This window comes from Desertibacillus haloalkaliphilus, assembly GCF_019039105.1.
GTDB classification, from domain to species: Bacteria; Bacillota; Bacilli; order Bacillales; family KJ1-10-99; genus Desertibacillus; species Desertibacillus haloalkaliphilus.
Map to the genome: position 1 here is coordinate 27194 of NZ_JAHPIV010000004.1, position 25896 is coordinate 53089.

Annotated in this window: 24 protein-coding genes; 20 read left to right on the plus strand and 4 right to left on the minus strand. The window is 40.9% G+C overall.

The window, feature by feature from the left end:
- Positions 1 to 30: 30 nt before the first annotated feature.
- Positions 31 to 291: a MoaD-like domain-containing protein gene (locus KH400_RS05435; protein ID WP_217222723.1), complete on the minus strand. Its 261-nt coding sequence runs from the start codon at positions 289 to 291 to the stop codon at positions 31 to 33.
- A gap of 9 nt (positions 292 to 300) precedes the next feature.
- A complete protein-coding gene (locus KH400_RS05440; RefSeq protein ID WP_217222725.1) occupies positions 301 to 576 on the minus strand; it encodes a ubiquitin-like small modifier protein 1 in 276 nt (91 codons plus the stop codon).
- A 154-nt stretch (positions 577 to 730) separates the two neighbouring features.
- Here KH400_RS05440 and KH400_RS05445 point away from each other — a divergent pair, with 154 nt between their 5' ends.
- The 6 genes from KH400_RS05445 to KH400_RS05465 all read left to right on the plus strand — a co-directional run bounded on the left by KH400_RS05445 (position 731) and on the right by KH400_RS05465 (position 9217).
- Positions 731 to 1963, plus strand: coding sequence for a molybdopterin molybdotransferase MoeA (locus tag KH400_RS05445; protein ID WP_217222727.1), 1233 nt, complete (start codon positions 731 to 733; stop codon positions 1961 to 1963).
- Between the two features lie 12 nt (positions 1964 to 1975).
- Positions 1976 to 2926, plus strand: coding sequence for a molybdenum cofactor synthesis domain-containing protein (locus KH400_RS26370; protein ID WP_312889052.1), 951 nt, complete (start codon positions 1976 to 1978; stop codon positions 2924 to 2926).
- Between the two features lie 62 nt (positions 2927 to 2988).
- The gene (locus KH400_RS26375) at positions 2989 to 3891 is read left to right on the plus strand and encodes a substrate-binding domain-containing protein (RefSeq protein WP_312889064.1); all 903 of its coding nucleotides are present in this window, start codon (positions 2989 to 2991) and stop codon (positions 3889 to 3891) included.
- Between the two features lie 15 nt (positions 3892 to 3906).
- Positions 3907 to 4932 carry a GTP 3',8-cyclase MoaA gene (gene moaA / locus KH400_RS05455; protein WP_438821104.1) on the plus strand — a complete coding sequence of 342 codons (1026 nt, stop codon included), beginning with the start codon at positions 3907 to 3909 and terminating at the stop codon, positions 4930 to 4932.
- A 3-nt stretch (positions 4933 to 4935) separates the two neighbouring features.
- Complete coding sequence (locus KH400_RS05460; RefSeq protein WP_217222729.1) at positions 4936 to 5688, plus strand: ThiF family adenylyltransferase; 753 nt, start codon at positions 4936 to 4938, stop codon at positions 5686 to 5688.
- Positions 5689 to 5881: 193 nt separating this feature from the next.
- The gene (locus KH400_RS05465) at positions 5882 to 9217 is read left to right on the plus strand and encodes an S-layer homology domain-containing protein (RefSeq protein ID WP_217222731.1); all 3336 of its coding nucleotides are present in this window, start codon (positions 5882 to 5884) and stop codon (positions 9215 to 9217) included.
- 186 nt (positions 9218 to 9403) lie between these two features.
- Here KH400_RS05465 and uvsE read toward each other — a convergent pair whose 3' ends face one another.
- Complete coding sequence (gene uvsE, locus KH400_RS05470; RefSeq protein WP_217223117.1) at positions 9404 to 10357, minus strand: UV DNA damage repair endonuclease UvsE; 954 nt, start codon at positions 10355 to 10357, stop codon at positions 9404 to 9406.
- Positions 10358 to 10709: 352 nt separating this feature from the next.
- Between uvsE and KH400_RS05475 the strand changes: the two genes are divergently transcribed.
- The 4 genes from KH400_RS05475 to ilvB all read left to right on the plus strand — a co-directional run bounded on the left by KH400_RS05475 (position 10710) and on the right by ilvB (position 16387).
- A complete protein-coding gene (locus tag KH400_RS05475) occupies positions 10710 to 12185 on the plus strand; it encodes a protein adenylyltransferase SelO (protein WP_217222733.1) in 1476 nt (491 codons plus the stop codon).
- Positions 12186 to 12463: 278 nt separating this feature from the next.
- Entirely contained in the window at positions 12464 to 13405 is a 942-nt protein-coding gene (locus KH400_RS05480; RefSeq protein WP_217222735.1) for a phosphate acyltransferase, read from the plus strand.
- Positions 13406 to 13512: 107 nt separating this feature from the next.
- Complete coding sequence (buk, locus tag KH400_RS05485; RefSeq protein ID WP_217222737.1) at positions 13513 to 14586, plus strand: butyrate kinase; 1074 nt, start codon at positions 13513 to 13515, stop codon at positions 14584 to 14586.
- Between the two features lie 88 nt (positions 14587 to 14674).
- Positions 14675 to 16387 carry a biosynthetic-type acetolactate synthase large subunit gene (ilvB, locus tag KH400_RS05490; RefSeq protein WP_438821105.1) on the plus strand — a complete coding sequence of 571 codons (1713 nt, stop codon included), beginning with the start codon at positions 14675 to 14677 and terminating at the stop codon, positions 16385 to 16387.
- 61 nt (positions 16388 to 16448) lie between these two features.
- Here the strand turns inward: ilvB and KH400_RS05495 are convergent, their stop codons facing one another.
- Positions 16449 to 16964, minus strand: coding sequence for a DUF3189 family protein (locus KH400_RS05495; RefSeq protein ID WP_217222741.1), 516 nt, complete (start codon positions 16962 to 16964; stop codon positions 16449 to 16451).
- Between the two features lie 148 nt (positions 16965 to 17112).
- Between KH400_RS05495 and KH400_RS05500 the strand changes: the two genes are divergently transcribed.
- The 10 genes from KH400_RS05500 to KH400_RS05545 all read left to right on the plus strand — a co-directional run bounded on the left by KH400_RS05500 (position 17113) and on the right by KH400_RS05545 (position 25723).
- A complete protein-coding gene (locus KH400_RS05500; RefSeq protein ID WP_217222743.1) occupies positions 17113 to 19404 on the plus strand; it encodes a DEAD/DEAH box helicase in 2292 nt (763 codons plus the stop codon).
- Entirely contained in the window at positions 19394 to 20671 is a 1278-nt protein-coding gene (locus KH400_RS05505; RefSeq protein ID WP_217222745.1) for a ribonuclease H-like domain-containing protein, read from the plus strand. Before KH400_RS05500 ends, KH400_RS05505 begins: the two co-directional genes overlap by 11 nt.
- Positions 20672 to 20959, plus strand: a complete 288-nt coding sequence (locus KH400_RS05510; protein ID WP_217222748.1) for a hypothetical protein — start codon at positions 20672 to 20674, stop codon at positions 20957 to 20959.
- Between the two features lie 115 nt (positions 20960 to 21074).
- Positions 21075 to 21317, plus strand: a complete 243-nt coding sequence (locus tag KH400_RS05515) for a CotD family spore coat protein (RefSeq protein ID WP_312889065.1) — start codon at positions 21075 to 21077, stop codon at positions 21315 to 21317.
- Positions 21318 to 21401: 84 nt separating this feature from the next.
- A complete protein-coding gene (locus KH400_RS05520; RefSeq protein WP_217223119.1) occupies positions 21402 to 21965 on the plus strand; it encodes an SLOG family protein in 564 nt (187 codons plus the stop codon).
- Positions 21966 to 22140: 175 nt separating this feature from the next.
- Complete coding sequence (gene gpsB, locus KH400_RS05525; protein WP_217223120.1) at positions 22141 to 22452, plus strand: cell division regulator GpsB; 312 nt, start codon at positions 22141 to 22143, stop codon at positions 22450 to 22452.
- 14 nt (positions 22453 to 22466) lie between these two features.
- Positions 22467 to 23261, plus strand: a complete 795-nt coding sequence (locus KH400_RS05530; RefSeq protein ID WP_217222752.1) for a nitrilase-related carbon-nitrogen hydrolase — start codon at positions 22467 to 22469, stop codon at positions 23259 to 23261.
- A 168-nt stretch (positions 23262 to 23429) separates the two neighbouring features.
- Entirely contained in the window at positions 23430 to 24281 is an 852-nt protein-coding gene (locus KH400_RS05535; protein ID WP_217223122.1) for a transporter substrate-binding domain-containing protein, read from the plus strand.
- Between the two features lie 60 nt (positions 24282 to 24341).
- Positions 24342 to 25004, plus strand: a complete 663-nt coding sequence (locus tag KH400_RS05540; protein WP_246589395.1) for an amino acid ABC transporter permease — start codon at positions 24342 to 24344, stop codon at positions 25002 to 25004.
- Positions 25001 to 25723 carry an amino acid ABC transporter ATP-binding protein gene (locus tag KH400_RS05545; protein ID WP_217222754.1) on the plus strand — a complete coding sequence of 241 codons (723 nt, stop codon included), beginning with the start codon at positions 25001 to 25003 and terminating at the stop codon, positions 25721 to 25723. Before KH400_RS05540 ends, KH400_RS05545 begins: the two co-directional genes overlap by 4 nt.
- The last annotated feature ends 173 nt before the right edge of the window (positions 25724 to 25896 follow it).

Sequence of the window (25896 nt, forward strand, 5' to 3'; positions counted from 1 at the left end):
CTTTTATGGTTGAGGGTTATCTTGTAGTTTTTATCCACCTGCACGAAAGGTTTTCAAACGGAACCCTCGAACAATGTCAGCTAATCCGTCTTTTGACTCAGCCGAAAATAAAACATGAACAACAGGAACTTCAGATCGAAACAATTCAACGAATGTTTCCGCAGAAACTTCACATGTCCAGTGTTCACATGAAATTCGGTCCTTCGTTTCTAGTTCTCCACCTAGTTGGACTAAATACTCAATGATTGATTGTCTAGAAATCCCCCTAATTTCTAATTCCTTTTTATACATATAGTCCCATTACCCCCCAGCAACAGGAGGGAAGAGGGCTACAAGATCTTTTTGATAAACTTTTGTATCAAGTCCATCTAAGTAGATGATATTTTTTCCATTTATAAACACATGATTTAATGGTTTTAATTCATAGGCTTCAGTAAAGAGCTCTTCCTTCATCTCAGGAAAACGAGAGATTAATTGTTTAAGAACGTTTAAAATCGAGTCGCCATCAACGATATTAATTGATACTATTTTTCCGCCGCAAATGTCTCTAAAGTTAGCAAATACTTTAATATCCAAATTTCTCACCCCTGTCCTTTTCTTTATTATCATATGAATAGCGTACATTCTCAATACTATTCTTATAATTTTAAATCTTTAATAAAAGAAGGAAAAGGTAGGTCTTTTATCGAATGAACATTTAAATAGCTGTTTTACCAAAGGAGGTAGCAGGTTGTTATTTTATAACGTCAAAACAGTAGAAGAAACAATAGATATCATTAAAAGTCATGTACAGCCTATTTCAGAAGTAATTACGTTACCAATAGGCGGTGCAAGTGGTTATATTTTAGCAGAAGATATCGTATCAAAAGAAAATGTACCAGCATTTGCCAGATCAACCGTCGATGGTTATGCTGTCCATTCAAAAGACACATTCGGGTCTTCTGAATCGATGCCATCTTTTCTAACATTGACAAATGAGATCAAAATGGGTGAAGAAGTCACCACACCATTAGGAGATGGTGAAGCGATGTACATTCCAACCGGGGGGATGATACCACCCGGCTGTGACAGTATTATTATGATTGAACATTGTGAAGACATTGATGGACTTTTAAATACATATAAAGAAGTTGCACCAGGGGAAAACATTATATCCGTCGGTGAGGATGTAAAAGAAAATGAAATTCTCTTAAAAAAAGGGACGAAGCTACGATCCCAAGAATTAGGCATCCTCGGCTCCGTCGGTCATGCCAACGTTCAGGTTTATCGCAAAGTCATAGTTGGCTACTTATCATCAGGCGATGAAATTATGCCTTATGATACCGAGCAGTTGCAGGTGGGCCAAGTACGCGATATAAATCAATTGACGATTTCGACATTAACGAAGGAAGCAGGAGCTGACTTGGTCAATGGCGGAATTGTCCCTGACGATTACGAATCGTTTTTTGCAAAAGCAAAAGAGCTCTATAACCAAGTAGACTTATTAGTCATGTCTGGCGGTAGTTCGGTAGGAACGAAGGATTATACGACAGATGTAATTGCTGCTCTAGGGGAGCCGGGTGTCCTTGTAAACGGGGTCTCTGTTAAACCAGGAAAGCCGACAATTTTTGGGATGGCCAACCAAAAACCAGTTCTTGGACTCCCAGGCCACCCAGCATCTGCCGTCATTATTTATAAATTATTCGGAGAGCGATTAATCCACCTTTTAAATGGTTCGACTGAACATGAACTACCTAATGCTGTTGAAGCGAACCTTTCGCAAAACCTACCATCTAGCCCTGGACGATCGGATTATATCCGGGTACAACTTAAAAATGAGAACAATCAATGGTGGGCCTATCCAGTATTAGGGAAATCAGGGTTGATTTCAACATTAGTTGAAAGTGATGGAATGGTTGAAATCCCTTCTGAAAAAGAGGGAATACGTCAAGGTGAAGTTGTTTCGGTTTATTTATTTCGCTAGGGGGAAAGTCAGATGAGCGGTCAAATCAAAAGAAAAATCTATTTAGAAGATAAACCAAGAGAACAAGCATTGAAACAATTACTAGATCAGTTTCAAATTGAACGTGAGGTCGAGATCGTTCCTACATCAGAAGCAAGAGGGAGGGTTACCGCCAAGCCAATTTATGCTACTCTTTCGATGCCCCATTACCATGCCTCTGCCATGGACGGAATAGCCGTTCATGCCGAGGATACGTATGGGGCTCATGAGAAAAGACCACTTCACTTACAAGAAGGAGTACAGTTTGCATACGTTGATACAGGTGATCCAATCCCAGAGCCTTATAACGCTGTCATTATGATTGAACATATCCAAGAGTTAGGCCAAGGGAAGATTGAGATCATTGAACCGGCGACACCATGGCAACATATTCGTCCTGTTGGAGAGGATGTCGTTAGTGGTGAGATGTTATTCCCCCAAGGCCACTGCTTACGACCAGTCGATTTAGGAGCTTTATTAGCCGGGGGAATCCTATCGGTCGCAGTTGTCAAAAAGCCTGTTGTATCGATCATCCCGACTGGAGATGAATTAGTACAGCCAACGGTCAACGTCCAGCGCGGTGACATCATTGATTTTAATAGTACGGTGTTTCAAAACCACATAGAAGAATGGGGAGGTCTGCCTGTTCATAGAGGGATCACAAAAGACGATCCAGATCTGTTAAAAAAAGCAATTAAAGATGCGGTAGATGATTCTGATATCGTCGTCGTAAATGCAGGCTCATCAGCAGGGTCTGAGGACTATACCGTTCATATTATTAATGAGCTTGGAGAGGTGTATACTCATGGGGTTGCGGCTCGTCCAGGAAAGCCCGTTGTATTAGGAAAAGTGGACAACACGATTGTCATCGGACTTCCTGGTTATCCGGTATCCGCTTACCTCTCTTTAGAATGGTTTGTTCAACCATTGTTATGTGATTACTAGGGGTACCTGTTCCAAAGCGTGAAACGTTAAACGTTAAGCTTGGTAGAAGAATTGTGTCTGGGATGGGCTCTGAAGATTTCATCCGTATGAATATCGGCTATGTCAATGGCCAATATATTGCCAATCCGCTAACACGGGGAGCTGGTGTAACCATGTCACTCGTTCGAGCTGATGGGTTGCTTGTTGTCCCGAGCAACAGCTTAGGGTATGAACAGGGCGAAGAAGTTGAGGTTGAGCTCTATAAGCCAGTAGAACAAATCAAGCAGTCTATTTTATTTTCTGGGAGTCATGACTTATCCGTTGATGTCTTGTCATCTTTAATCAAAGAGCAAGATGTTTCACAACAGGTCATTTCCTCTCATACAGGAAGTATGGCAGGCATTATGGCGATTCGAAAAGGAGAGGCTCACGTCGCTGGGATTCATTTGTTGCAAAGTGAATCTGGTGAATACAACATCCCTTACCTGAAACAGTACTTAAAAAATGTACCGGTCGTTCTCCTTAAATTTTTACAACGCGAGCAAGGTTGGATTGTACCAAAAGGAAATCCGAAACAAGTTCAATCGATTAACGATATGATAGAAAAAGAGATTTTATATGTGAATCGCCAACGAGGGGCAGGAACGCGATTATTATTTGATTATCTTTTAAAGGAAGCAACCATTGAGCCCGACAAGATCGAAGGCTATAACCGTGAAATGTATTCTCACTTAAGTGTTGCTGCAGCTGTAAAAAGTGGTTCAGCTGATGCGGGGCTCGGTGTATATGCTGCGGCGAATGCTCTACAACTAGATTTTGTGCCAGTTTCCTATGAATCTTATGATTTAGTAATGAGTCAAGAATTTTACGAGAGTAAGCAGGGTCAAACCATCGTTGAAACGATTCAATCACAAGCGTTTCGTAATCAGTTAGAAGTCTTAGGCGGTTATAAAATGGAGGAGACCGGTAAAGCGATTTATCTATAACGTAGGAGAGGTGAGATGAATATGGCAGACTTAAAAACAATCGATGCAAAAAATAGACCCCTCCGCGATTTACGAATCTCGGTTACCGATAAGTGTAATTTTCGTTGCAACTATTGTATGCCCGCAGAAATCTTTGGCCCTGACTTTCAATTTCTTCCCCACGACCGTTTGCTTACATTTGAAGAGATTACAAGGTTAGTCAAGATATTTGTACAATTAGGGGTGGAAAAGCTACGTATCACTGGTGGAGAACCTATGATTCGAAAAGATTTAGCTGAACTGATTAACATGCTTTCACAGGTCGACGGCATTAAAGATATCGCCATGACGACAAATGCCTCACTTTTACCTAATCAAGCAAAGGCTCTAAAAGATGCTGGGTTACACAGAGTATCTGTTAGTTTAGATAGCTTAGATGATGAACGATTTGCCCGCATTAATGGCAGAGGCTATCGTGTTCAAACAGTTCTTGACGGAATTAATGCAGCTCTTGAGGCTGGATTAAAGGTAAAAGTAAATATGGTCGTTCAAAAAGAGATGAATGTTGAAGATATTCTCCCTATGGCACGCTATTTCCGTGATCGAAAAATCATCTTACGTTTCATTGAGTTTATGGATGTCGGTAATACAAATGGATGGAAATTAGAAAATGTCGTCCCATCAAAGGAAATTATCCGCTTAATCAATGAAGAAATGCCGATCGAACCGGTTGATCCAAATTATTTTGGTGAAGTTGCGACTCGCTACCGTTACAGAGATACCGATGCTGAAATTGGCTTTATCTCTTCAGTCACACAAGCGTTTTGCTCTTCATGCACGAGATCGAGACTATCTGCAGAAGGTCATTTATATACCTGTTTATTTGCTTCATCAGGACACGATATTCAAACCCCATTACGCAATGGAGCGAGTGATGAAGAGTTAATCCAGTTGCTCGAAAACATCTGGAGCAAACGTGATGATCATTATTCTGAAATCAGGTTAAAAGATACTCCTGGAATCAAGCGGCATAAGGTTGAAATGTCTCATATTGGGGGATAAGGGATGGATCACAGATACTCAAGGCAAATCCTTTTGAACCATGTCGGTAAAGTAGGTCAAGAAAAGCTTAACAACAGTAAAGTGCTCGTTGTAGGAATGGGGGAATTAGGTACCGTCGTCGTCAATCACCTCGTTCGATCTGGTATTGGTCACGTGAGCTTTGTAGACGATGATCGCCGAACCAATCAGCACCACATATTATACGACGAAGAAGACGAGAGGCAGGGGCTTTCGACAGTAGCTATAGCTGAACGAAAGCTTCAACAAATTAATTCAAGCGTAAACATTGAGGGGATCATTTCTGATATTACTCCTTCCACTATTTCGAAATTTGCTGACGATGTCGATCTCATCTTATTAGGAACAGATGATGTCAATGCACAACTTTTAATGAATGATTACTGCTTTAAAGCAGGGATTCCTTATATTTATGGTGATTCAGTGGGGTTCAAAGGAGTACAGGCAACATTTATTCCGGGAGAAACACCATGTTTACGATGTTTAGTAAATGACTCGACTACTAAAAAAGTACGTAAGCCCGGCAAGGTTATTTCACCGATCAGTGATATTGTCGCCTGTTTCCAAACTCTCGACGCCATTAAGTACCTTGTTGGTAAGAAAGAAACGATCCAACCCGGTTTACTAACCATGAACAGTTGGGATAATGAAAATTTTCTCAAGCCCTTCGAACAACCAAAAGAAGCGTGTCTATGCTGTGGCGCGAAGGTGTATCCTTCATTACATGAAAGTAATTGAATAAAAGTGATTAATTAGGATCCTGTAGCTCTTGTCAGTAGGAGAGCTACAGGATCCTTTTACATTATTTAGGTAAGAAGAACGCGATCTACCGCGCTCTCCTCAAAATGTAAGTGATGCATAAGATACCAACTTTAAACAGAACCTATCTTTAATTGGTAATAACTTGACAAAGTGAGGAGAGTTATTCAAAATGTATCAATTTAAAAAGCACGAAATTAAAATAGAAAATAACGAATTAGTCATATCTTTATATTTAGATTTGCCAAATGAAGAGTTTGCTGAAGAACTAAATAGTAAAAACAAAGAGGAACAAGTCGATTTAGAAAAAAGTGCAAAGAGCTATATCAGTTCTAAAATGCCTAACCTAAAGAATGCAACGGTTAAGGTAATGGCAGGATCTTTGCTTATTGCCTCTCTTGCCTTCGGTCTACCAGAACGATCCCCAGCGGCAGCTGAAGCAGCAATATTCGAATTCAATGATATCGAGGGAAAATATTATACTGATCCCGTAAATGTCTTGTATGAAAAAGGAATATTAAAAGGTTATGGTGATGGCACCTTCGCACCAGATCGGGACGTGACTAGGGCTGAGGCTGCTGCGATGTTAGCACGGAGTTTAAATCTTGATACCGAGCGCACTGTAGGAGAACCGGTTTTCGATGATGTTGAGGGCGGTTGGTATTATGGTGTGATTGCAGCACTTAAGGAAGAAGGCATCATTAAAGGGTATGAAGATAATACCTTTAAACCTAACCAAGAAATTACTAGGGCTGAAATCGCAAAAATGATTGTTTCAGCCTACAATCATCTAGAGAAAAATCCAGATGCAGATTTACCATTTACTGATGTAACAGATGGTGATTGGTTTAAAGAATATATAGCAGCAATTAATGAATCTGAAATCACAAAAGGGATCAGTGACACAGAGTTTGCACCAAGAGAAAACACATCACGTGCCGAAGCTTCTACATTTATTTATCGTTCAATGAATGTTGATTTATTTGGCTCGACCGATGGGAAAGCACCTATAGAAGGGATCTCTAATTCAACAGTAACAATTAATGGAAATGAGTTTCCACTTTCTGATGATGCAAAAGGTCTTCTGAATGAAAATAACCAAGATATATTATCTAATGCCGTTATTTATGCTTTAACTGATAGAGACAATGTCGTGCAAAAAATTCGATATTTAGAAATTACAAATTCTGGAGAAGACAAAGCTACGGAACAGGATCCGTTAAACGGTCATCTACAGTTGGATGGTGAGAATACCATTATTGATGGACCGCTAATAATAAGCGGAGATTATTTAGCACTGAATAACGTGACGATCAATAATGACCTTATCGTTGGCGATGAACTTGAAAACAGTCTGTCATTAAATAATGTAACAATAAACGGAGAAACCATTTTTAAGGGGATACGTACAGATGCATCGATTGCCGAATCCGCTACGAATGATGCCGGATTAAGAGTAACGGTTGAGAATTCTGCACTTGGTGATGTGATAATTAATAAAAGCAACCTTCGTTTTGATTCCAAAGAATCTAGTTTCACAAGGCTTACAGCGAATACAAACGCTGTATTTAATGGAGATGACAACACGGTTGTTCCTGAATTTTTCATTAATGAGGGGGCTTCAGAGGTTGAGTTAAATGGAAATATAGCTAATCTTGAAGTTAATACGTCAAAACCTGTAAATCTAGTTGGAAAGGCAAGAGTCACCAACCTAAGAGTGGTTAATGAAGGGGCACTTACGCTAGGAATCGAAGGGAATGTTGAAAAGGTTGAATTTACTAACAAAGATTCAAGAGTGACGATTAACGAAATGACTAGTATTGATAATATAGCTCTACCTGAAGGCTCTGAAGCTAAAAATGCAATAACAAATTTTGATGAAGCTAAAAAGAGGATTCAAAAAATTAACGATACCGCAAACCCAGATGCTGAGCCGGTAAATGAGGACGTAATAGAAATACCAGAAGATGCGACTTCAGCGGGTATTGGCGAGATCTACGACGTTAACGAGCAATTTTGGGGTGTCTCTATTGCCGAAGGTTTCGCTCCAACCGATGCAGAGCCGATTCTTTGGCAACGTACAGATGGTTCAATCGTCGAAGTCCCTCATGACGGAACGAATCAACTTTACTTGAATAAAACTGAAGAGACTGACGGCACGGTGAATGTCTACTATAACGTCGATGGCGCTTGGTACGTCATTTCGGCCACTTATGTTAGTGGTGAACTCGTTAAAGTAAATAACGACGATGTCACGGATGTAACTCTCGCTCCGACTACAGCGGGTACTGGTGAGGTCACCGACGTTAACGAGCAATATTGGGGTGTCACGATCGCGGAAGACTTCGCTCCGACTGATGCAGAACCGATTCTGTGGCAACGCACAGATGGGTCGATCGTCGAAGTTCCTCATGACGGAACCAATCAGCTTTACTTGAATAAAACCGAGGAAACAGACGGCACGGTGAACGTCTACTATAACGTCGATGGGACTTGGTATGTCATTTCAGCCACGTATCAAGATGGAAAGCTAACCGCCATCAACGGCAATGATGTCACCAATGTCACGGATCCATTGGTTGCACCGGAAGACCCAGCTGCGGCCGCTATTGGAGAAGTCACAGAGGCTAACGAGAGGCTCTGGGGCGTCACGATTACTGAAGGTTTCGCTCCAACTGATGCTGAGCAAATTCTTTGGCAACGTACAGATGGTTCAATCGTCGAAGTCCCTCATGACGGAACGAATCAACTTTACTTGAATAAAACTGAGGAGACTGACGGCACCGTGAACGTTTACTATAACGTCGACGGGAATTGGTACGTCATTTCTGCCACTTATCAAGATGGCAAGCTAACCGCCATCAATGGGAATGATGTCACCAATGTCACGGATCCATTGGTTGCACCTGGAAACGCAACTACGGCGGCTATTGGGGAAGTTACCGATGTTAACGAGCAGCTCTGGGGCGTCACGATTACTGAAGGCTTCGCTCCGACTGATGCCGAAACGATTCTGTGGCAACGTACAGACGGTTCAATCGTTGAAGTCCCTCATGACGGGACGAATAAGCTCTACCTAAACAAAGTCGAAGAGACTGACGGTACAGTGAATGTTTACTATAACGTCGACGGGGATTGGTATGTCATTTCGGCGACTTATGTTAGTGGTGAACTCGTTAAAGTAAATAACGACGGTGTCACAGATGTAACTCTCACTCCAACTACAGCTGCCATTGGTGAAGTCACCGACGTTAACGAGCAATACTGGGGTGTCACGATCGCAGAAGATTTCGCTCCGACTGATGCCGAACCAATTCTTTGGCAAGGCACGGACGGATCCATCGTTGAAGTCCCTCATGACGGAACGAATAAGCTCTACTTGAATAAAACTGAGGATACCGATGGGAGTGTGAATGTCTACTATAATGTAGATGGAGCTTGGTATGTGATTTCAGCAAGCTACGAAAACGGTAATCTCACTGCCATTAATGGAGAAGAGCTAACATAGAGATTTATGGTTTGCCTGCAAAAAAAGACTTTGCATGTAGATGATGATCATTCAAATAACAAGGTCCAATAGAGATAAAAACAAAAAAAATTGATGAGAAGTCAAGATCTTCTCATCAGTTTTTATTTTCAATGCTATAGACAATCTTCTTTGCATGCCTCCCTTAATAGCGATCAAGATAATGAACTACAGCTCAATTGTCGCTCCATCAATCCGCTTATACCCACGTACCTTTGATAATTGCTCCACAAATGTTAATGCAGCCTTATCTTTTCCTTTTGCCTCGATCATAATATCTGCAGATTCACCGTATGATTTAAGTGCCTTAATAAAAGGGAGGGCAAAGTCTATATCAACATATTCAGCATGGGCTCTATATTCGTTTTCTGATTTCGGTGATGAAAGGTGAAACTTCGGCCTCTTTTTTGTACCTTCCCATGTCGCAAAAATTCTCGGTAACAGTTCTTCAAATGCTTCCTTTCCAGGGTTTGCCCAATGATGATGATAATCGAAAACGAATGGGATCGAATGATGCTCACATACACGTAATGTTTCTTTAGCAGTATACGTTTTATCATCGTTCTCGAGTGTTGTTTGCTGTCGTATCTCAGGATCTAATTTTATAAAATTTTGATGAAAACGACTTACTGCAGCATCTTTATCCCCATAAGCACCACCAACATGGAGATTCATCGTCGCCTCTTTATGTAAGCCCATCGCTTTTAACATGCTGTAATGATACCTCATATCAATAATGGCATTTTCCGTTATGTGTGCTTTCGGACTTGTAAATAACGTAAATTGATTTGGATGGAAGCTCACTCTCAATTTTGAATCGGCAACCAATTCTCCAATTTTTTTAAACAACCCACTAAACGGCGTTAAGTAATCCCATTTGACCTCCGGGTGAGTGGCAAGTGGTACAAGTGATGATGACATACGATAAACAGAAATACCATGTGCAATATTGTAATGCAGTGCCCGTAGTGTATTTTTTAGGTTCTGCTCGGTCGCAAAGTAGAGCTTTTCTTTCCGTTGCTCCTCGTTTAGTTTCTTCCAATTTGTAAATGTTAAGGTTCGTGAAGGTGAAGCCTCCCAAAGTGAAAGAGCGGTAGATACATATCCGAATCTTAAAATCATCATTCATTCCACCTTATAGTGCGTGTTAAAAAGAGAAGATACCAGTTAGTATAAGCCAACTTCAGAAGTTCATGATTAAAAAGCTTATTCTTTTTAGCGATCATTCAATTCGTCTTGCTTGCGTTTTGTGTTGGGTGATGTTGTAAACTAGAGATTGGAAACAAAAACCAAGAATTCCTCACGTCTAAATATACGTGGGGGGCCATCTCATCAAGGTAGACAGTATAGGAAGCATGCAAGAAGTAGACCCTACTAGTGATTGAGTCGCTTTCATTACATCATTTTTCCTACCTGTCTTAACAAGTTGCAAATAAATAGCTGTCAAAGAAAAATTAGAAGAGAAGGAGATCCAATGACAAATAGTAATGAAATCAACAAAACAGGGTGGAACCTAGATAATAGCTACGCTCGCCTTCCAGAAACTTTTTTTTCAGAACAAAAGCCAACCCCTGTACGTTCCCCTGAGTTAGTGATTTTAAATGATCAGTTAGCCGAATCACTTGGACTAGAGGCAGAAACACTCAGAAACGAAGAAGCTGTTAACATTTTTGCTGGAAATGACGTGCCGGAGGGAGCTTCACCTCTTGCTCAAGCTTATGCTGGGCATCAATTCGGTCACTTTACCATGCTAGGGGACGGAAGAGCTGTGTTAATCGGTGAACAAATGACCCCTGGCGGCGAGCGCGTAGATATTCAACTAAAAGGATCGGGAAGAACGCCATACTCCCGTGGTGGTGATGGTCGTGCGGCACTTGGGCCGATGCTGCGCGAATACATCATTAGTGAAGCTATGTTTGCTCTTGGGATTCCTACAACGCGGAGCTTAGCCGTTGTGACAACCGGTGAGGCCGTCATCCGTGAAACGGACTTACCTGGAGCTATTTTAACACGTGTAGCTTCAAGTCACCTTCGTGTTGGTACGTTTGAGTATGCCACAAGATTTGGCGATTCTAAAGACCTAAAAGCATTGGCTGACTATACGATTCAGCGACATTTCCCTAGCCTGAAATCAGATGGACAACGCTACCTTTCATTGCTTCAAGAAGTCACCAAACGTCAAGCTAAGCTCATTTCTCAATGGCAACTGGTTGGCTTTATTCATGGGGTCATGAACACGGATAATGTTACCTTGAGTGGAGAAACAATCGATTATGGTCCATGTGCCTTCATGGATACCTATGACCCAGAAACCGTATTCAGTTCAATTGATGTACAAGGTCGTTATGCGTATGGCAATCAACCTTATATTGGTGGTTGGAATCTAGCACGGTTTGCTGAAACCTTATTACCTCTCCTACAAGATGATCAAGAAGAGGCCCTTAAGCTCGCTCAAGATGTGATATCGAACTTCAGTGAGATGTTTCGTAATTACTGGATGGAGGGAATGAGAGCCAAGCTCGGGTTATTTGAAGCAGACGATCAGGATGAATCCATTATTGAGGGACTTCTATCAATGATGAAGAAGCATCAAGCAGACTTCACCAATACCTTCCGAGCATTAACAATGGAAAACTATGAAGATTTGACTTTCTCAAGTACAGATGATTTCAAAAAATGGTATGAACTCTGGCAAACGAGACGAAGCAGGCAAGGGGAATCTCATGAAGATTCTCAGCAATTAATGCGTAAACATAATCCTGTGGTCATTCCACGTAATCATCGGGTAGAAGAGGCTCTTGACGCCGCCGTAGAGAACGGGGACTACAGTGTAATGAAACGACTTCTCGCTGTGCTTTCAAGTCCATTTGCCTATACTGAAGACCAAGAAGAGTATTGCACTCCACCTGAACCATCCGATCGTCCTTACCGTACGTATTGTGGTACATGAGCACAATGATCATTCTAAGGGGCGAATCTCTAATTGTATAAGATTAAATAAACAAACCCTAATGGAGCGAATCCATTAGGGTTTGTTTGAGTTCAAGCGAGCTCAACCGAAAAAGTAAGTGAAGCGTTTGGATTTCGGAGTTTTTTTAATCGACAGTGACGGATTTCATATCTGTTTTTATGTTTTTTCAATAAACTAAAGATAGTGATATTTCACTAAACGAATAACAGTCATAACTACCAGATCATATAAACCGTACGAGTAATGGAGGAATTCATATGCGCTTTAAAAATTTTTCCGAAATGATCACTCACGCTAGGAAGGGATCGCCGGTAAAAATAAGTGTCGCTGCTGCTCATGATCGTCATGTATTATCAGCTTTAAAGGAAGCTTGTCAGCACGGAATCATTTCACCTGTGTTAATAGGACGGGAAAACGAGATCGAAGCGTTATCAAATCAAATCAATTTTAACTGCAATAACTATGAAATATTTTCGGCTGATTCAGATCAGGAAGCCGCATACTTGGCTGCCAAGCTGGCAGATGAAGGGTATACAGATGCCATTATGAAAGGGCTTGTTAACAGTACTCCTTTCTTAAAAAGTGTTCTTCATGCAGACCTCAACCTGAAAACCGGGAAGCTCATTAGTCATTTATCAGCCTTTGAAATTCCTGGCGTCGATTATATTACTTATATGACTGATGGGGGCTTAAACATAGCTCCTACCGTTTCACAAAAGGAACAAATCGTCTCGAATGCAATTGAGTTTTTGGACGGTTTTGGTGTTCCCTCACCGAAAGTCGTTTTATTGTCTGCTAACGAGCAAATCAATCAAAAAATGCCTGTGACGACCGAATGGGCACGACTGACAAGAAAACTATCAAGGACGTACCCAAGGGCAATTATTGAAGGGCCTCTACCACTTGACTTAGCCATTAGTCCAGAGTCTTTAGCTCATAAAAACATTGACAGTAAGGTAAATGGAAGAGCAGATTTACTTGTTGTACCAACGATTGAGGCCGGTAATATTTTTGCAAAATCAATCACGTATTATGCGAAAGGAATTATGGCAGGCGTGGTTCTAGGGGCTAAAGTGCCACTGATCTTAAATTCAAGATCTGATTCTCCCTTGGCAAAACTGGCATCCATTGCATTAGTAGCTCTCTCTGTAACCGAGCAAAGAACAATAGAAAATCTCCTGCAAATAAATGGTCAATAGGAAACATTTTATCTATAGCAAAGGGACAACATCAAGAATTGCTAGCTAACAACCGAGCATCAATGGATACAAGGCTACTAAAAATTGCAAAAGGTGTGGGGAATTTTATGAACAATCAATATAAGATACTAGCCATTAATCCAGGTTCAACCTCAACAAAACTCGCACTCTATGAAGGAGATCAAGAAATATTTCGCACATCGATAAAACATGATGAGAATGATTTGAACACGTTCGCTAATGTAATAAAACAAAAGGATTACCGTAAGAAGGAAGTCCTACACGCAATCCAATCAAATGGGATTTCATGCGCTGACCTATCTGCGGTTGTTGGACGTGGCGGGATGCTAAAGTCATTAAAAAGTGGTACGTACCTGATTAATAAACAAATGATTGACGACTTAGAATGTTCACGTTTTGGAGAACACGCTTCCAATTTAGGAGCAATCATCGCTGCTGAAATTGGAGACAACCACGATATTCCTGCCTATATCGTTGATCCGGTTGTCGTTGATGAGCTCAGCGACATTGCCCGTTTAAGCGGCATTCCTGAAGTTGAGAGGCAAAGTCAGTTACATGCACTTAATATAAAAGCCGTTTCAAGAAAAGCATCTAGGTACTTTAATAAGCCCCGAGAGTCCTTACATTTTGTTATTGTACATCTCGGTTCTGGAATTTCCATAGCGGCCGAGCGGGGTGGAAAGATTATCGATGTGAATAACGCCAACAACGAAGGTCCATTTTCCCCAGAGCGAACGGGAACCTTACCAGCTAAACAGCTTGTGAAACTTTGCTTTTCAGGGAAATATACTGAAGACGAATTGCTAGATCGGATTACGAAAACAGGTGGCCTATATGCCTATTTAGGTACAAAAAATTTCACTGAAATCGAAGAGCAGATGAACCGTGGTCATAAACAGGCAACATTTGTTGTTAATGGAATGATTTATCAAATAGCAAAAGAGATCGGAGCCATGTCAACTGTATTAGGGGGGGAAGTCGATGCAATCCTCTTAACTGGAGGCATCACCTTCTCCGACTACGTCGTTAATGAACTTATATCACGCGTCCAATTCCTAGCGCCCATCTATTCATTTCCGGGAGAAGAAGAGCTCGAAGCATTAGCTTTAGGGGCACTGCGAGTTTTATTAGAACAAGAACCCGTAAATAGGTATGAATAACGGAACCACACAAGACATCGGAAGCCTAACGAAACCACGGTGAACGTGCGTCTGATATATATCTTTAAAACGAATACAATAAAATGAGGTGTACATTTTGAATACAGAAACCGTTGCGAATGGTGCTGATCAATTACTGAACGCATTAAAAAGAGAGGAAGCATCCATTATTTTTGGACAGGTGAGAGAACCTACGTTACCAATTTTTCACGCCTTGTCAAGCTCTACACATGATATTGACTGTATACAACCGGTTCATGAGCAAGCGACCATCCATGCTGCGGATGGTTACGCACGGGCAACAGGTAAACCTGGTGTCGCGATAATATCCGCGGGGCCTAGCCTAACAAATGCGATTACCGGGCTAGCTACAGCCTATATGGATTCGGTTCCGCTCGTTGTGATCGCCGCACATGTGTCGGATAAGAACAATTGTTCCGATCAATTTCAAGAATTAGATGGCAATGGGATCGTCAACCCAGTCGCTAAACATGTATGTATGATCGAAGAAGCAGGCGATATCTCACGCCTCGTTTCTGGATCATTTTCTCTGGCGCTATCGGGACGTCCCGGGCCGATTGTCCTCCTGATTCCAAAAGAGTTATTATCAGCTCCACGAGCAGTGGAAACTTCATCTGAAAAGGTGTCAAATTACCAACATTCGATTCATCCACTTCCTGAAAACATGATCTCATTAGCAGCTACTGAACTTAATAAGGCAAAACGTCCTGTGCTGTTAATTGGTGGAGGTGTGATTTCGTCCGGCGCTTGCGAACTCTTACACTCGCTCGTTGAGAGAACAAACATTCCAGTTGTGAGCACTTTAATGGGACTTGGTGCACTGCGATCCGATCACCATCTACATTTAGGCATGGTCGGTATGCATGGAACAATTGCGGCAAATAGAGCTGTGTACAAAGCAGATCTCTTAATTAGTTTAGGCGTCCGCTTTAGCGATCGTATTACAGGAAAAATTAGTGCGTTTTCTCCGCAATCGAAAAAAGTTCATATCGATATTGACCAAGCAGAACTTAATAAAATCATTACCGTTGATCTTCCTGTCATTGCTGATATTAAAGAATTTTTGCAGCAATTCATCACTTATCTACACCCTAACGATCACCAGCATTGGATCCACGAAACAGCATCTTGGCCAAAGCAATCACCACAATATAACAAATCAGATAGCATTCTTAAGCCACAAGGGGTGATTCGATGGATAAACGAGGTGACCAATGGGGAGGCAATTATCGCTACAGATGTTGGACAACACCAAATTTTCACGGCACTTAATTATTGTTTTACATCCCCACGTTCGTTTTTAACATCTGGTGGGTTAGGGACGATGGGATTCGGGGTGCCAGCAGCAATTGGGGCCGCATCTGGCTATCCAGACAAGCAAGTTGTATGCATTAGTGGCGATGGAAGCTTTCAAATGAACGTTCAAGAGTTGCTCACAATCGCTCGTTATCAGCTCCCCATTAAGATTGTCATTATTAATAATGGATATTTAGGTATGGTGCGACAATGGCAAGAATTATTTTACCAAAAACGGTATTCTCACGTTAAAATTTCTTCACCAGATTATTTACGTTTGGCGGAGTCGTATGGAATCAATAGTTTTCGTGCTGAAGATGAGGAGGAGGCAAAAGCAATTATTTCAAAGGCCTTTACCACATCTGGCCCTGTTTTAATGGAGTTCAATGTCAAAAAAGAAGGGAATGTGTACCCAATTGTTCCTCCTGGTGCAAGCAATCAAGCAGCCATGCTTGAAAAGGCCGAAAAGGCTTCACAAACGTAAATATGGGAAGGTTGCCCCAACAGTCTACATTCTAGTTCACTAGTGGGGTAGCCTTCTCTTTTCATTGAATAGCTTCAAACTCTTTATTATCAAGTACTTCAACTTGATTTTCCGTTGTTGCAGCGACTTCTTTTGTTTTCTCAACGAGCTTTGCAATGTCATCATAGGCTTGTTTCGCGCCTTTTATAAGTAACGGAACACCGATAAAATCAATCTTAAGACGGCGAGAAAACAGACCACCAAAGGTCATCGCTAACGGTACGGTCGGTGAGGCATTAGAAAAGATGACTTTTTCATCTGTTTGACCATGCTGGTGAAGGATATCAACTAACCCACTCAATGCAGGAACAACAGCTTTTGAGTTCCCTCTACCGACCGTATAGACTGGGTGATTACTTTCATCGTTTCCATGATATATTAATTTACCCATATCTTTTGATGTTAGTTTATTGAAAATATCAATTGTTAAAATCTCCTCTTTTGTAGGCGTTCGGTCACGAGGGATTTTATTAAGGTGATAAGCAGCAGCTAATGCAGATGAATGCGTCCCGGCATAACAATTATAGACGTAAATCACTCGCTGTTCCTCCTAGAACAAACAATCATTTCATAATTGATAGTTTGACCAGAAGATGATCACTAATACACGATAACATCATTTAAATGCTAGAAAAACAAACATCTATTCGCTACAATAGAGGGAGACCTGTATTGAGGTGAAGAAGATGGAGTTTAGAAAAGGATTAGATCAACTCATAGTTAATTTACAAACGAATGAGCAATATAAAGATCAAATTGTGCACTGGCATGAAATTGAAGCCAAAGAAGCTGTTACGCGTCCATTCCCGGATCGAGTAGACGGACGTATTCGATCTGCGCTAGAGCGGCGTGGAATTAAAAAGCTATATACACATCAATATTCGGCGTTTGAAGAAGCCGCAACCGGACAAAGCATTGTTGCGGTAACACCAACAGCCTCCGGTAAAACACTATGTTATAACTTACCTGTTCTTCAGCAAATCGCTAATGATGAAGAAAGCCGCGCGCTCTACTTATTTCCAACAAAAGCGTTGGCTCAAGATCAAAAAAGTGAATTAAATGAAATCATAGATGAGATTGGTATTGATATTAAGAGCTACACGTATGATGGCGATACGTCACCAGCAATTCGCCAAGTTGTAAGAAAAGCAGGTCATATCGTGATTACAAATCCCGATATGCTACACTCTGCGATCTTACCTCACCATACGAAGTGGGTATCATTGTTTGAAAATTTAAAGTATGTCGTTGTTGATGAATTACACACCTACCGTGGTGTTTTTGGTAGTCATGTCGCCAATGTGATTCGGCGCTTAAAAAGGATTTGTGCCTTCTATGGAAGTAATCCTACCTTTATTTGTACGTCAGCAACGATTGCCAATCCAAAACAATTAGCTACTGAGTTAACTGGTACAGACATGAAACTGATTAACAATAACGGTGCACCGCGTGGCAAAAAGCATTTTGTTTTTTATAACCCGCCAATAGTCAATCAACCGTTAAACATTCGCAAAAGTGCGACCGTAGAAGTTAATCGTCTAGCTAAGGAATTTTTACAACAGAAGATTCAAACGATTGTCTTTGCACGTAGCCGTGTCCGTGTTGAAGTGATTTTGAGTCATTTACAGGAGTTGACGAAAAAAGAGTTACAGGCAAAATCCATCCAGGGGTACAGAGGTGGGTATTTACCGAAACAACGACGTGAGATTGAGCGTGGTCTACGTAATGGAGAGATCGTCGGTGTTGTTAGTACAAACGCGTTAGAACTTGGTGTTGACATTGGCCAACTTCAAGTCTGTATTATGACTGGATACCCTGGTTCCATTGCTAGTGCTTGGCAACAGGCAGGGAGAGCGGGGCGGCGTGCTGACGAGTCCGTTATCTTTCTAGTCGCAAGCTCGGCGCCACTTGATCAATATGTGATTCAAAACCCTGATTATTTTTTTGAGCGTACGCCAGAATCGGCAAGAATTAATCCCGATAACCTCGTGATTCTTGTTGACCACCTAAAATGCGCAGCTTATGAACTGCCTTTTAAGGAAGGTGAGCTATTTGATGGTGTTGAGATCGAGGAGATCGTTGAATTTTTAGCAGAAGAACAAGTTCTTCATCACCAAGGAAATAAATGGTACTGGATGAATGATTCGTTCCCAGCCCACAACATTAGCTTGCGATCAGCCTCTCAAGAAAATGTCGTTATCATTGATATCAGTGATGTTTCAAATAGTAAAGTGATTGGAGAGATGGATCGTTTTAGTGCGATGACGCTTCTTCATGATGAAGCGATTTACTTACACCAAGGGGTACAGTACCAAGTAGAAGAACTAGATTGGGATGAAAAAAAGGCATATGTGCGTGAAGTCGATGTCGAATATTATACTGATGCAAACTTAGCCGTTCAATTAAAAGTCCTCGAAGTGGATAACCAAAAGGAATTACCGAAATCAACGATTGCTTTCGGAGAGGTCATGGTCAATGCGATGGCGACCATTTTCAAAAAAATAAAGCTATCTACCTTTGAAAATATCGGATCAGGCCCAATTCATTTACCAGAAGAAGAACTTCATACAAACGCGGCTTGGATTAGCTTTTCTCATGAAATTGTCGAGCAGTATGGCAAAGACCCACTAGAACAAGCATTAATGGGGCTTGCGAACGTACTTCGTCATGTTGCCCCCGTCTTTGTAATGTGCGATCGCTCCGATCTACATGTCGTGCCACAAATAAAGGCCGTACATTCCGAACTTCCAACTGTGTTTTTATATGATCGTTACCCAGGTGGAGTCGGACTTTCAGAACAAGTGTATAAAAATATTCATGAAATTTTACGAGAAGTACGATCACTAATTCAGAAATGCCCGTGCACAGAAGGATGTCCGTCTTGCGTCGGTACTACCGAAGAGGTAGGAAAAAACGTGAAAGATATGGTTCTTCAATTAATTACTGTTGTAGAAACGAGCGATAAAGATGTCAATTAAGAGCAAGTTAAACCGATATAAAAAACACCTACAAATCGAAGAAAAACAAACACCGTCACTGGAGGAGAAAACTGAAAAAGCTAACAAGGCAACAGTCGACGTGCCTTATCTAGAACAATGGCAAGCGCTAGGAGCCACTCCACTGTTTTTTGACGACCAATACACATTGCTTCGAACAGTCGAATACCCACTTGACCACTGGCATGGACGTTATCAATTTCAACAATTACAAGAAGCGATCGAAAGGTGGAATGAGGTTGAAGCCTCTCATCCGTTAACTTCTAAAGGAAAAGAGGCAAGCGACTTAGTGTTTTTTGACACGGAAACAACGGGATTAAGTAGCGGAACTGGTAATACAATTTTTCTCTTAGGTTATAGTCGAATCGAGAATAAGAAAGTAATTGTTAAACAGTTTTTCTTGCCTGGCCCTCACCATGAAGTCGCTCTTTACCATCACTTTTTAACAGATGTAGGCAATTTAGAGAACTTAGTCACATATAATGGAAAAGCCTTTGATTGGCCACAGTTGAAGACACGCCATACATTTGTTAGAAATGAAGTGCCGAAGCTGCCATCATTTGGACACTTCGATTTGCTACATGGCTCAAGACGATTATGGAAAGAGATCCTGCCTTCATGCCGTCTATCGGTTGTAGAACAGGATATTCTTAAGTTTACGCGCACAAATGATACCCCGGGCTATCTTGCCCCGATGTTGTACTTTGACTTTTTAAATGAACAGGATCCAAGGTTTGTTGAGGGTGTGTTAACCCATAACGAATGGGATGTATTATCGTTGATGGGACTATATACGCATCTAACGAACCAATTAGTTGACGTTAAAACAAGCCATGTTTCAGCGAAGGAAGCATACGAAATCGGCCGTTGGTATGAACAATTTGGCGAGGTAGAAACAGCCTACGAATTTTATCAAAAAGCTGCAGATATTGAAGGGCCTGTTAAACATCAAGCCTTACATGCAATTGCGTTACTGAATAAAAAACAAAAAAAGTATGACAAGGCTGCTAGTACTTGGGAACACTTACTTGAAAGAAGTCCCTATCCAAAACCAACGTATGCGATTGAACTTGCTAAAATCTATGAACACCAAAGCAAAGATTATGAAAAGGCACTAACCTATGCAAAAATGGCGTATCAGCTATGGGGAGAAAAGGAAAGATTGCTCAAAAAACAAGAAAATGCAGAACGTCTTACTTTTATCAAACGAATAGAACGTTTAACGAAGAAAATCGAAGTGCGGAAATAAGTGAAAATTTCGTATTTTCAATTTCCTGGGGAAGCGCAAAAAGGGCGCATTTTCGATTTTTATCAACGATTTTCTATTTATTTTGACCTTACGAATAATCCCAACATAAAACAGTTGTCGTTTGCTAAAAAAATCATTAAACTATCTTTAGAGAAAAGTAATGGAGAGATGGAAATGGTTAGATATCTATTAGTTTTATTCTTTTTAATGATTGGCCTAACGTTTATGGTTATGAACGGCATTAGTAACGCTGTAAGTGGTGGAACGATATTCAACCATATGCTGTAACAGTCAAATTTAGGTGATTGTACTAGTACATGTTCAATGCTCCTTACATAGGGTATTAGTGAACCTAGACAAAAGGAGGAATTGAGATATGTTCTGGCCTAGACCAAGACCAAGAATGTTACCGCCTGTTGTTCACCCAACGCGCTATAATGAGAGACATCACAGATGTGAGTATATTGTTCCGGAAATTCATCCTAGCCACACGAAGAACATTACACATCATCACTATAAGCACATGCATAGCTACCCACACACGGAGTCATTCGCTGATACGGTAAGCCACCAGCATTTCCATTGCCCGCCGGGTCATCCACCGGCTCCGCGCCCGGGCTTCCCACCACGTCGTCCGTTCTTCTAATATAAATGTAAGGAAATAGCGAACTAAAATCAGTTCGCTATTTCCTTTGTCTATCAAGAATTGAAAGGAATAGATGAATATATGATAAAAGTGGTAACAGTCACAGGATACAAGTCTCATGAATTAGGCATTTTTGATCAAAAGCACCCATGGGTCACCTACATAAAAAAAGCACTTGAAAACAAAATAAGTCAGCTTGTTGAAGAGGGACTTGAATGGGTCATTATCTCTGGTCAACTAGGGGTTGAACTTTGGGCAGGAGAGGTAACAATTTCTCTAAAACAAACATATCCAGACCTGAAGCTAGCGATCTTAACACCTTTCCTAAATCAAGAGGATCGCTGGAACGAAAAAACAAAAGCCTACTATCAAGAAGTATATCAGCAAGCTGATTTTACGGAGAGTATTACCAAAAGGGAGTATACAAGCCCTGCACAGTTAAAGTTGAAAAATGATTACTTAATTGCCAAAAGTGATGCTCTTGTTGTTCTATATGATGAAGAAAAACAAGGTTCACCGTCCTATTACCTGACTCCAGCAAAAAAAAGGCAGGAAACTGAGGGATACGAGATCTTCTTTATTACCCCTGACGACCTTGAAATGATCGATCAGGAAGAACGAGAAGCTAACCCTGATTATTGGAATTAACAAATACAAATTGACAATTATTCTATCTTTTGAAAAAATAAAGTAATACGTGTAAATCAAACCAGCTTTTACGTGTCACACCACCGATTAGGTTTGTAACCTTTTCATGGCGTGCGGTCATGTATTAGCAGGTCAATTTTGATATGTAGATGACGAGGTGATAATAAATATGACAATGAATCACGATGTTCGATTACAACCAAAGGATATATTAGACAAAGAATTTAAAACCAGCCTTAAAGGGTATAATCAAGACGAAGTTGATAAGTTCTTGGATATAGTCATTCAAGATTATGAACTATACGAAAAGAAAATTGAACAATTAGAACAAGAAAACGAACAATTACGAAAACAAACAAAAAAGCTATCGGAACCTCAAACGCGGTCTACCCGTCAAACGGTATCAGCGGGTAGTACGAATTATGATATTTTGCAACGACTTTCTAACTTAGAAAAGAAGGTCTTTGGCAGTAAATTATATGATTAATAACGAAGGACTAGATGATGGTTACAGTTGCTGCCATACAAATGAAATCGAACAGACCTAACGTAAATCAAAACCGTATAGCCATGGAAAAAAAGATACGAGAAGCATCAGCAGCAGGGGCTCAAATTATTTGTTTTCCAGAGCTCAGTTATTCTAGTTACCACCTTACAACGGAGCAATTCTTTGCCATTGCTGAGCCTTCTAATGGAAACTTTGTACAATGGCTCCAAGCACTAGCAAAAGAATTAAATGTTGTGATTGTAGGCTCATTTCCTGAGATTAAAAGTGGAAATCTCTTTATCTCAGCGGTCGTGATTAATCGATCAGGAACTGTATTAGGTCTGCACAGGAAATCGTTCTTATGGGGAAAGGAAAGGGAAACCTTTACAGCGGGACCTTATATGTACCGTGTCTTTCAAACGGATTTTTGTAAAATTGGTGTGCTTATTTGTTATGATATCGAGTTCGCTGAACCTGCACGACTGTTGGCCCTACAGGGGGTCGATCTCATATTAGCTCCGTCTGTCTGGAGCAAAGAGGCTGAAATTCGGTGGGACGTGCAGTTACCTGCACGTGCACTAGATAATACATGCTTTATCCTAGGGGTAAATACAGTAGGTGAAGGAGCATGTGGGAAAAGTAAACTCGTTCATCCAACTGGAAAAGTTCTCGCTGAAGCATCTAAATCAAACGAAGACATTTTAAAAGTACCAATTGATATAAGTGAATGCACAAAAGCGCGCAAACAAATTCCATATTTAGATGACTTTCCAAAAAAATTAACGCCAGGAGGTTATACGGAGAATTAACAAGTGTCACTAGACAACGTCTAATGACACTTATTTTTTTATGTAACCCTCCCTCATGTTAATTAAATATTCAAAAATATTAAAATTTTATTACAATTTGTAATATCATCCTAAGCGCGAGAGTACGATGTAAAAAAGGCTCTACAAAAGGGGGAATTTCAAATGAAGATGAAAAAGTTTTTTTTATTTCTCGTCTTTCTACTCATGATTGCCATGATCGCCGCATGCGGGACAGGAGACGATGCAGGAACGGAGGAAACAGAAGAACCAGCTCCACAAGAGGATGCGACAGGAAGTGAAGAGGATGTTGATGAAGGTGATGCAACAGCGGAGGAAAAAGATACATACCTCGTTGTGACAGACAATAACTACATTCCATTTGAATACCTAGATGAAGAAACTGGTGAACTTGTTGGCTTTGATATCGATCTCGTACAGGCGGTCGCTGACGAAGCTGGCTTTGAAATTGAACTAGAACAAATGGAGTTTGCTGGAATTGTAGCGGCCATCGCTTCTGAGCGTTTTGACCTTGCGATTGCGGGCATGACGATTACAGAAGAGCGAGCAGAGTCTATCGACTTCTCTCAACCTTATTATGATGCTGGTTTAATTTTAGCTGTTCATGCTGACACAGAAGATATTCAATCCATTGATGATGTTGACGGAAAGGTTGTCGCTACACGTTCGGGCTCGACAAGTGAAGACTTCTTAAATGAAAACACAAATGCAAATGTTGAGGCTTTCCCGGAAATTACTGAGGCTTACCAAAACGTATTAGCTGGGCGAGCGGACGCAGTGCTATATGATGTACCAAACGTTCTTTACTATGCTGATACAGAAACGGGTGGTGAGCTTGTAGCTGTTGGTGACGTTCTTAAAGGTGAGCAGTACGGAATGGCATTTCCGAAAGGTTCTGAGTTAACAGAGAAGGTAGATGAAGCTTTAGACACATTGATGGAAGATGGCACGTATGGTGACATTTATGAAAAATGGTTTGGTGAGAGACCAGACGGAATGTAAGGATGATTCAAAAAGCGTGACAAATCGTTGTCACGCTTTTTGACTAAGTAAGAGTATACAATGATTAGAGGTGAAACGATGGCTAACCACTTTATCAATGTACTCCCCTATTTATACGAAGGAATCAAACTGACATTACTAATTACGATCGTTGGGGTAGCGATTGGCTTTGTCCTTGGTGCATTCACCGGGATTGCCAGGCTTTCAAAAAATAAGCTCATTTATGGGATTGCTACCGTATATATTGAAGTTATTCGAGGAACACCGATACTCGTGCAAATATTATTTATTTACTTTGGTCTGTCGGATTTATTTGGTATTAATCTTGATAAAATTACTGCATCGATTATCGCTATCGCTCTGAACGCTGGTGCATATATAGCCGAAATCGTCCGTGGTGGTGTTCAATCCATCAACAAAGGGCAACGGGAGGCCGGGCGTTCACTCGGCTTAACACCAACACAAACGATGCGTTACATCATTTGGCCACAAGCATTTAAACGAATGATCCCCCCGCTAGGCAATCAATTTATTATCAGCTTGAAAGATACGTCATTATTTTCCGTTATCGCGGTTGCTGAAGTTCTTTACCAAGGTCGTCAATATGCAAGTACAACATTTACGTATTTTGAACCTTATTTTATGATCGGTGTCATGTACCTTATTATTACCATTCCATCGATGTTGTTATTACGCTATATTGAACGGAGGTTAGATGTATGATAAAAGTTAAAGATTTACGTAAATCTTTTGGTGATACAGAGGTTTTAAAAGGAATTACAACTGAAATCCATGAAAAAGAGGTCGTCTGTGTTATCGGCCCCTCAGGTTCAGGAAAGAGCACATTCTTGCGCTGTTTAAATTTACTTGAGGACATGACATCAGGCCAAATTATTGTCGATGGTAGTGATTTAACGGACCCTAAAGTAGATATTAATGATGTCAGATCACGGGTCGGAATGGTGTTTCAACATTTCAACCTGTTTCCTCATATGACTGTGTTGGACAACATTACGTTAGCATTACTAAAAGTAAAGAAGATGACAAAGGGAAAAGCTGAAGAAATAGCGAAGCCGTTACTCGCGAAAGTAGGTTTAGCAGATAAAGCTGGCGTATATCCTGAAAGCCTTTCTGGTGGACAAAAACAACGGGTCGCTATTGCAAGAGCGCTAGCGATGAATCCAAAGGTCATGTTGTTTGATGAACCGACCTCAGCACTTGACCCGGAATTAGTCGGTGATGTCCTCGATGTCATGAAAGAATTAGCCGAAGAGGGCATGACGATGGTCGTCGTCACCCATGAAATGGGGTTTGCCAGGGAAGTTGGGGACCGCGTATTTTTCATTGATGAAGGCATTTTTATGGAAGAAGGTACACCGGAACAAATTTTCGAAAATCCTCAACACCCACGAACTCAATCCTTCTTAAGTAAATTATTATAGTGTCTGTTCAAAATAGGGGGGATTCCCTTTTTTTGAACAGACTCGTTGAACGGTCTCTTATAATCTTTCATTACGACATAGCACATGCTATGATTAAGCAGAGAAGGTGTTACCCAAAAAGGTAAACACCTTTTTCGCTTAGCAAAGTGTACGACCTTTTATCGTCGTGTCTA

Coding starts and splice junctions, on each gene's coding strand:
- KH400_RS05435 (WP_217222723.1), bottom strand. CDS start 291: ATGTATAAAAAGGAATTAGAAATTAGGGGGATTTCTAGACAATCAATC.
- KH400_RS26370 (WP_312889052.1), top strand. CDS start 1,976: ATGAGCGGTCAAATCAAAAGAAAAATCTATTTAGAAGATAAACCAAGA.
- KH400_RS26375 (WP_312889064.1), top strand. CDS start 2,989: ATGGGCTCTGAAGATTTCATCCGTATGAATATCGGCTATGTCAATGGC.
- moaA (WP_438821104.1), top strand. CDS start 3,907: ATGAATATGGCAGACTTAAAAACAATCGATGCAAAAAATAGACCCCTC.
- KH400_RS05460 (WP_217222729.1), top strand. CDS start 4,936: ATGGATCACAGATACTCAAGGCAAATCCTTTTGAACCATGTCGGTAAA.
- KH400_RS05465 (WP_217222731.1), top strand. CDS start 5,882: ATGTATCAATTTAAAAAGCACGAAATTAAAATAGAAAATAACGAATTA.
- uvsE (WP_217223117.1), bottom strand. CDS start 10,357: ATGATTTTAAGATTCGGATATGTATCTACCGCTCTTTCACTTTGGGAG.
- KH400_RS05475 (WP_217222733.1), top strand. CDS start 10,710: ATGACAAATAGTAATGAAATCAACAAAACAGGGTGGAACCTAGATAAT.
- KH400_RS05480 (WP_217222735.1), top strand. CDS start 12,464: ATGCGCTTTAAAAATTTTTCCGAAATGATCACTCACGCTAGGAAGGGA.
- buk (WP_217222737.1), top strand. CDS start 13,513: ATGAACAATCAATATAAGATACTAGCCATTAATCCAGGTTCAACCTCA.
- KH400_RS05500 (WP_217222743.1), top strand. CDS start 17,113: ATGGAGTTTAGAAAAGGATTAGATCAACTCATAGTTAATTTACAAACG.
- KH400_RS05505 (WP_217222745.1), top strand. CDS start 19,394: ATGTCAATTAAGAGCAAGTTAAACCGATATAAAAAACACCTACAAATC.
- KH400_RS05515 (WP_312889065.1), top strand. CDS start 21,075: ATGTTACCGCCTGTTGTTCACCCAACGCGCTATAATGAGAGACATCAC.
- gpsB (WP_217223120.1), top strand. CDS start 22,141: ATGAATCACGATGTTCGATTACAACCAAAGGATATATTAGACAAAGAA.
- KH400_RS05530 (WP_217222752.1), top strand. CDS start 22,467: ATGATGGTTACAGTTGCTGCCATACAAATGAAATCGAACAGACCTAAC.
- KH400_RS05535 (WP_217223122.1), top strand. CDS start 23,430: ATGAAAAAGTTTTTTTTATTTCTCGTCTTTCTACTCATGATTGCCATG.
- KH400_RS05540 (WP_246589395.1), top strand. CDS start 24,342: ATGATTAGAGGTGAAACGATGGCTAACCACTTTATCAATGTACTCCCC.
- KH400_RS05545 (WP_217222754.1), top strand. CDS start 25,001: ATGATAAAAGTTAAAGATTTACGTAAATCTTTTGGTGATACAGAGGTT.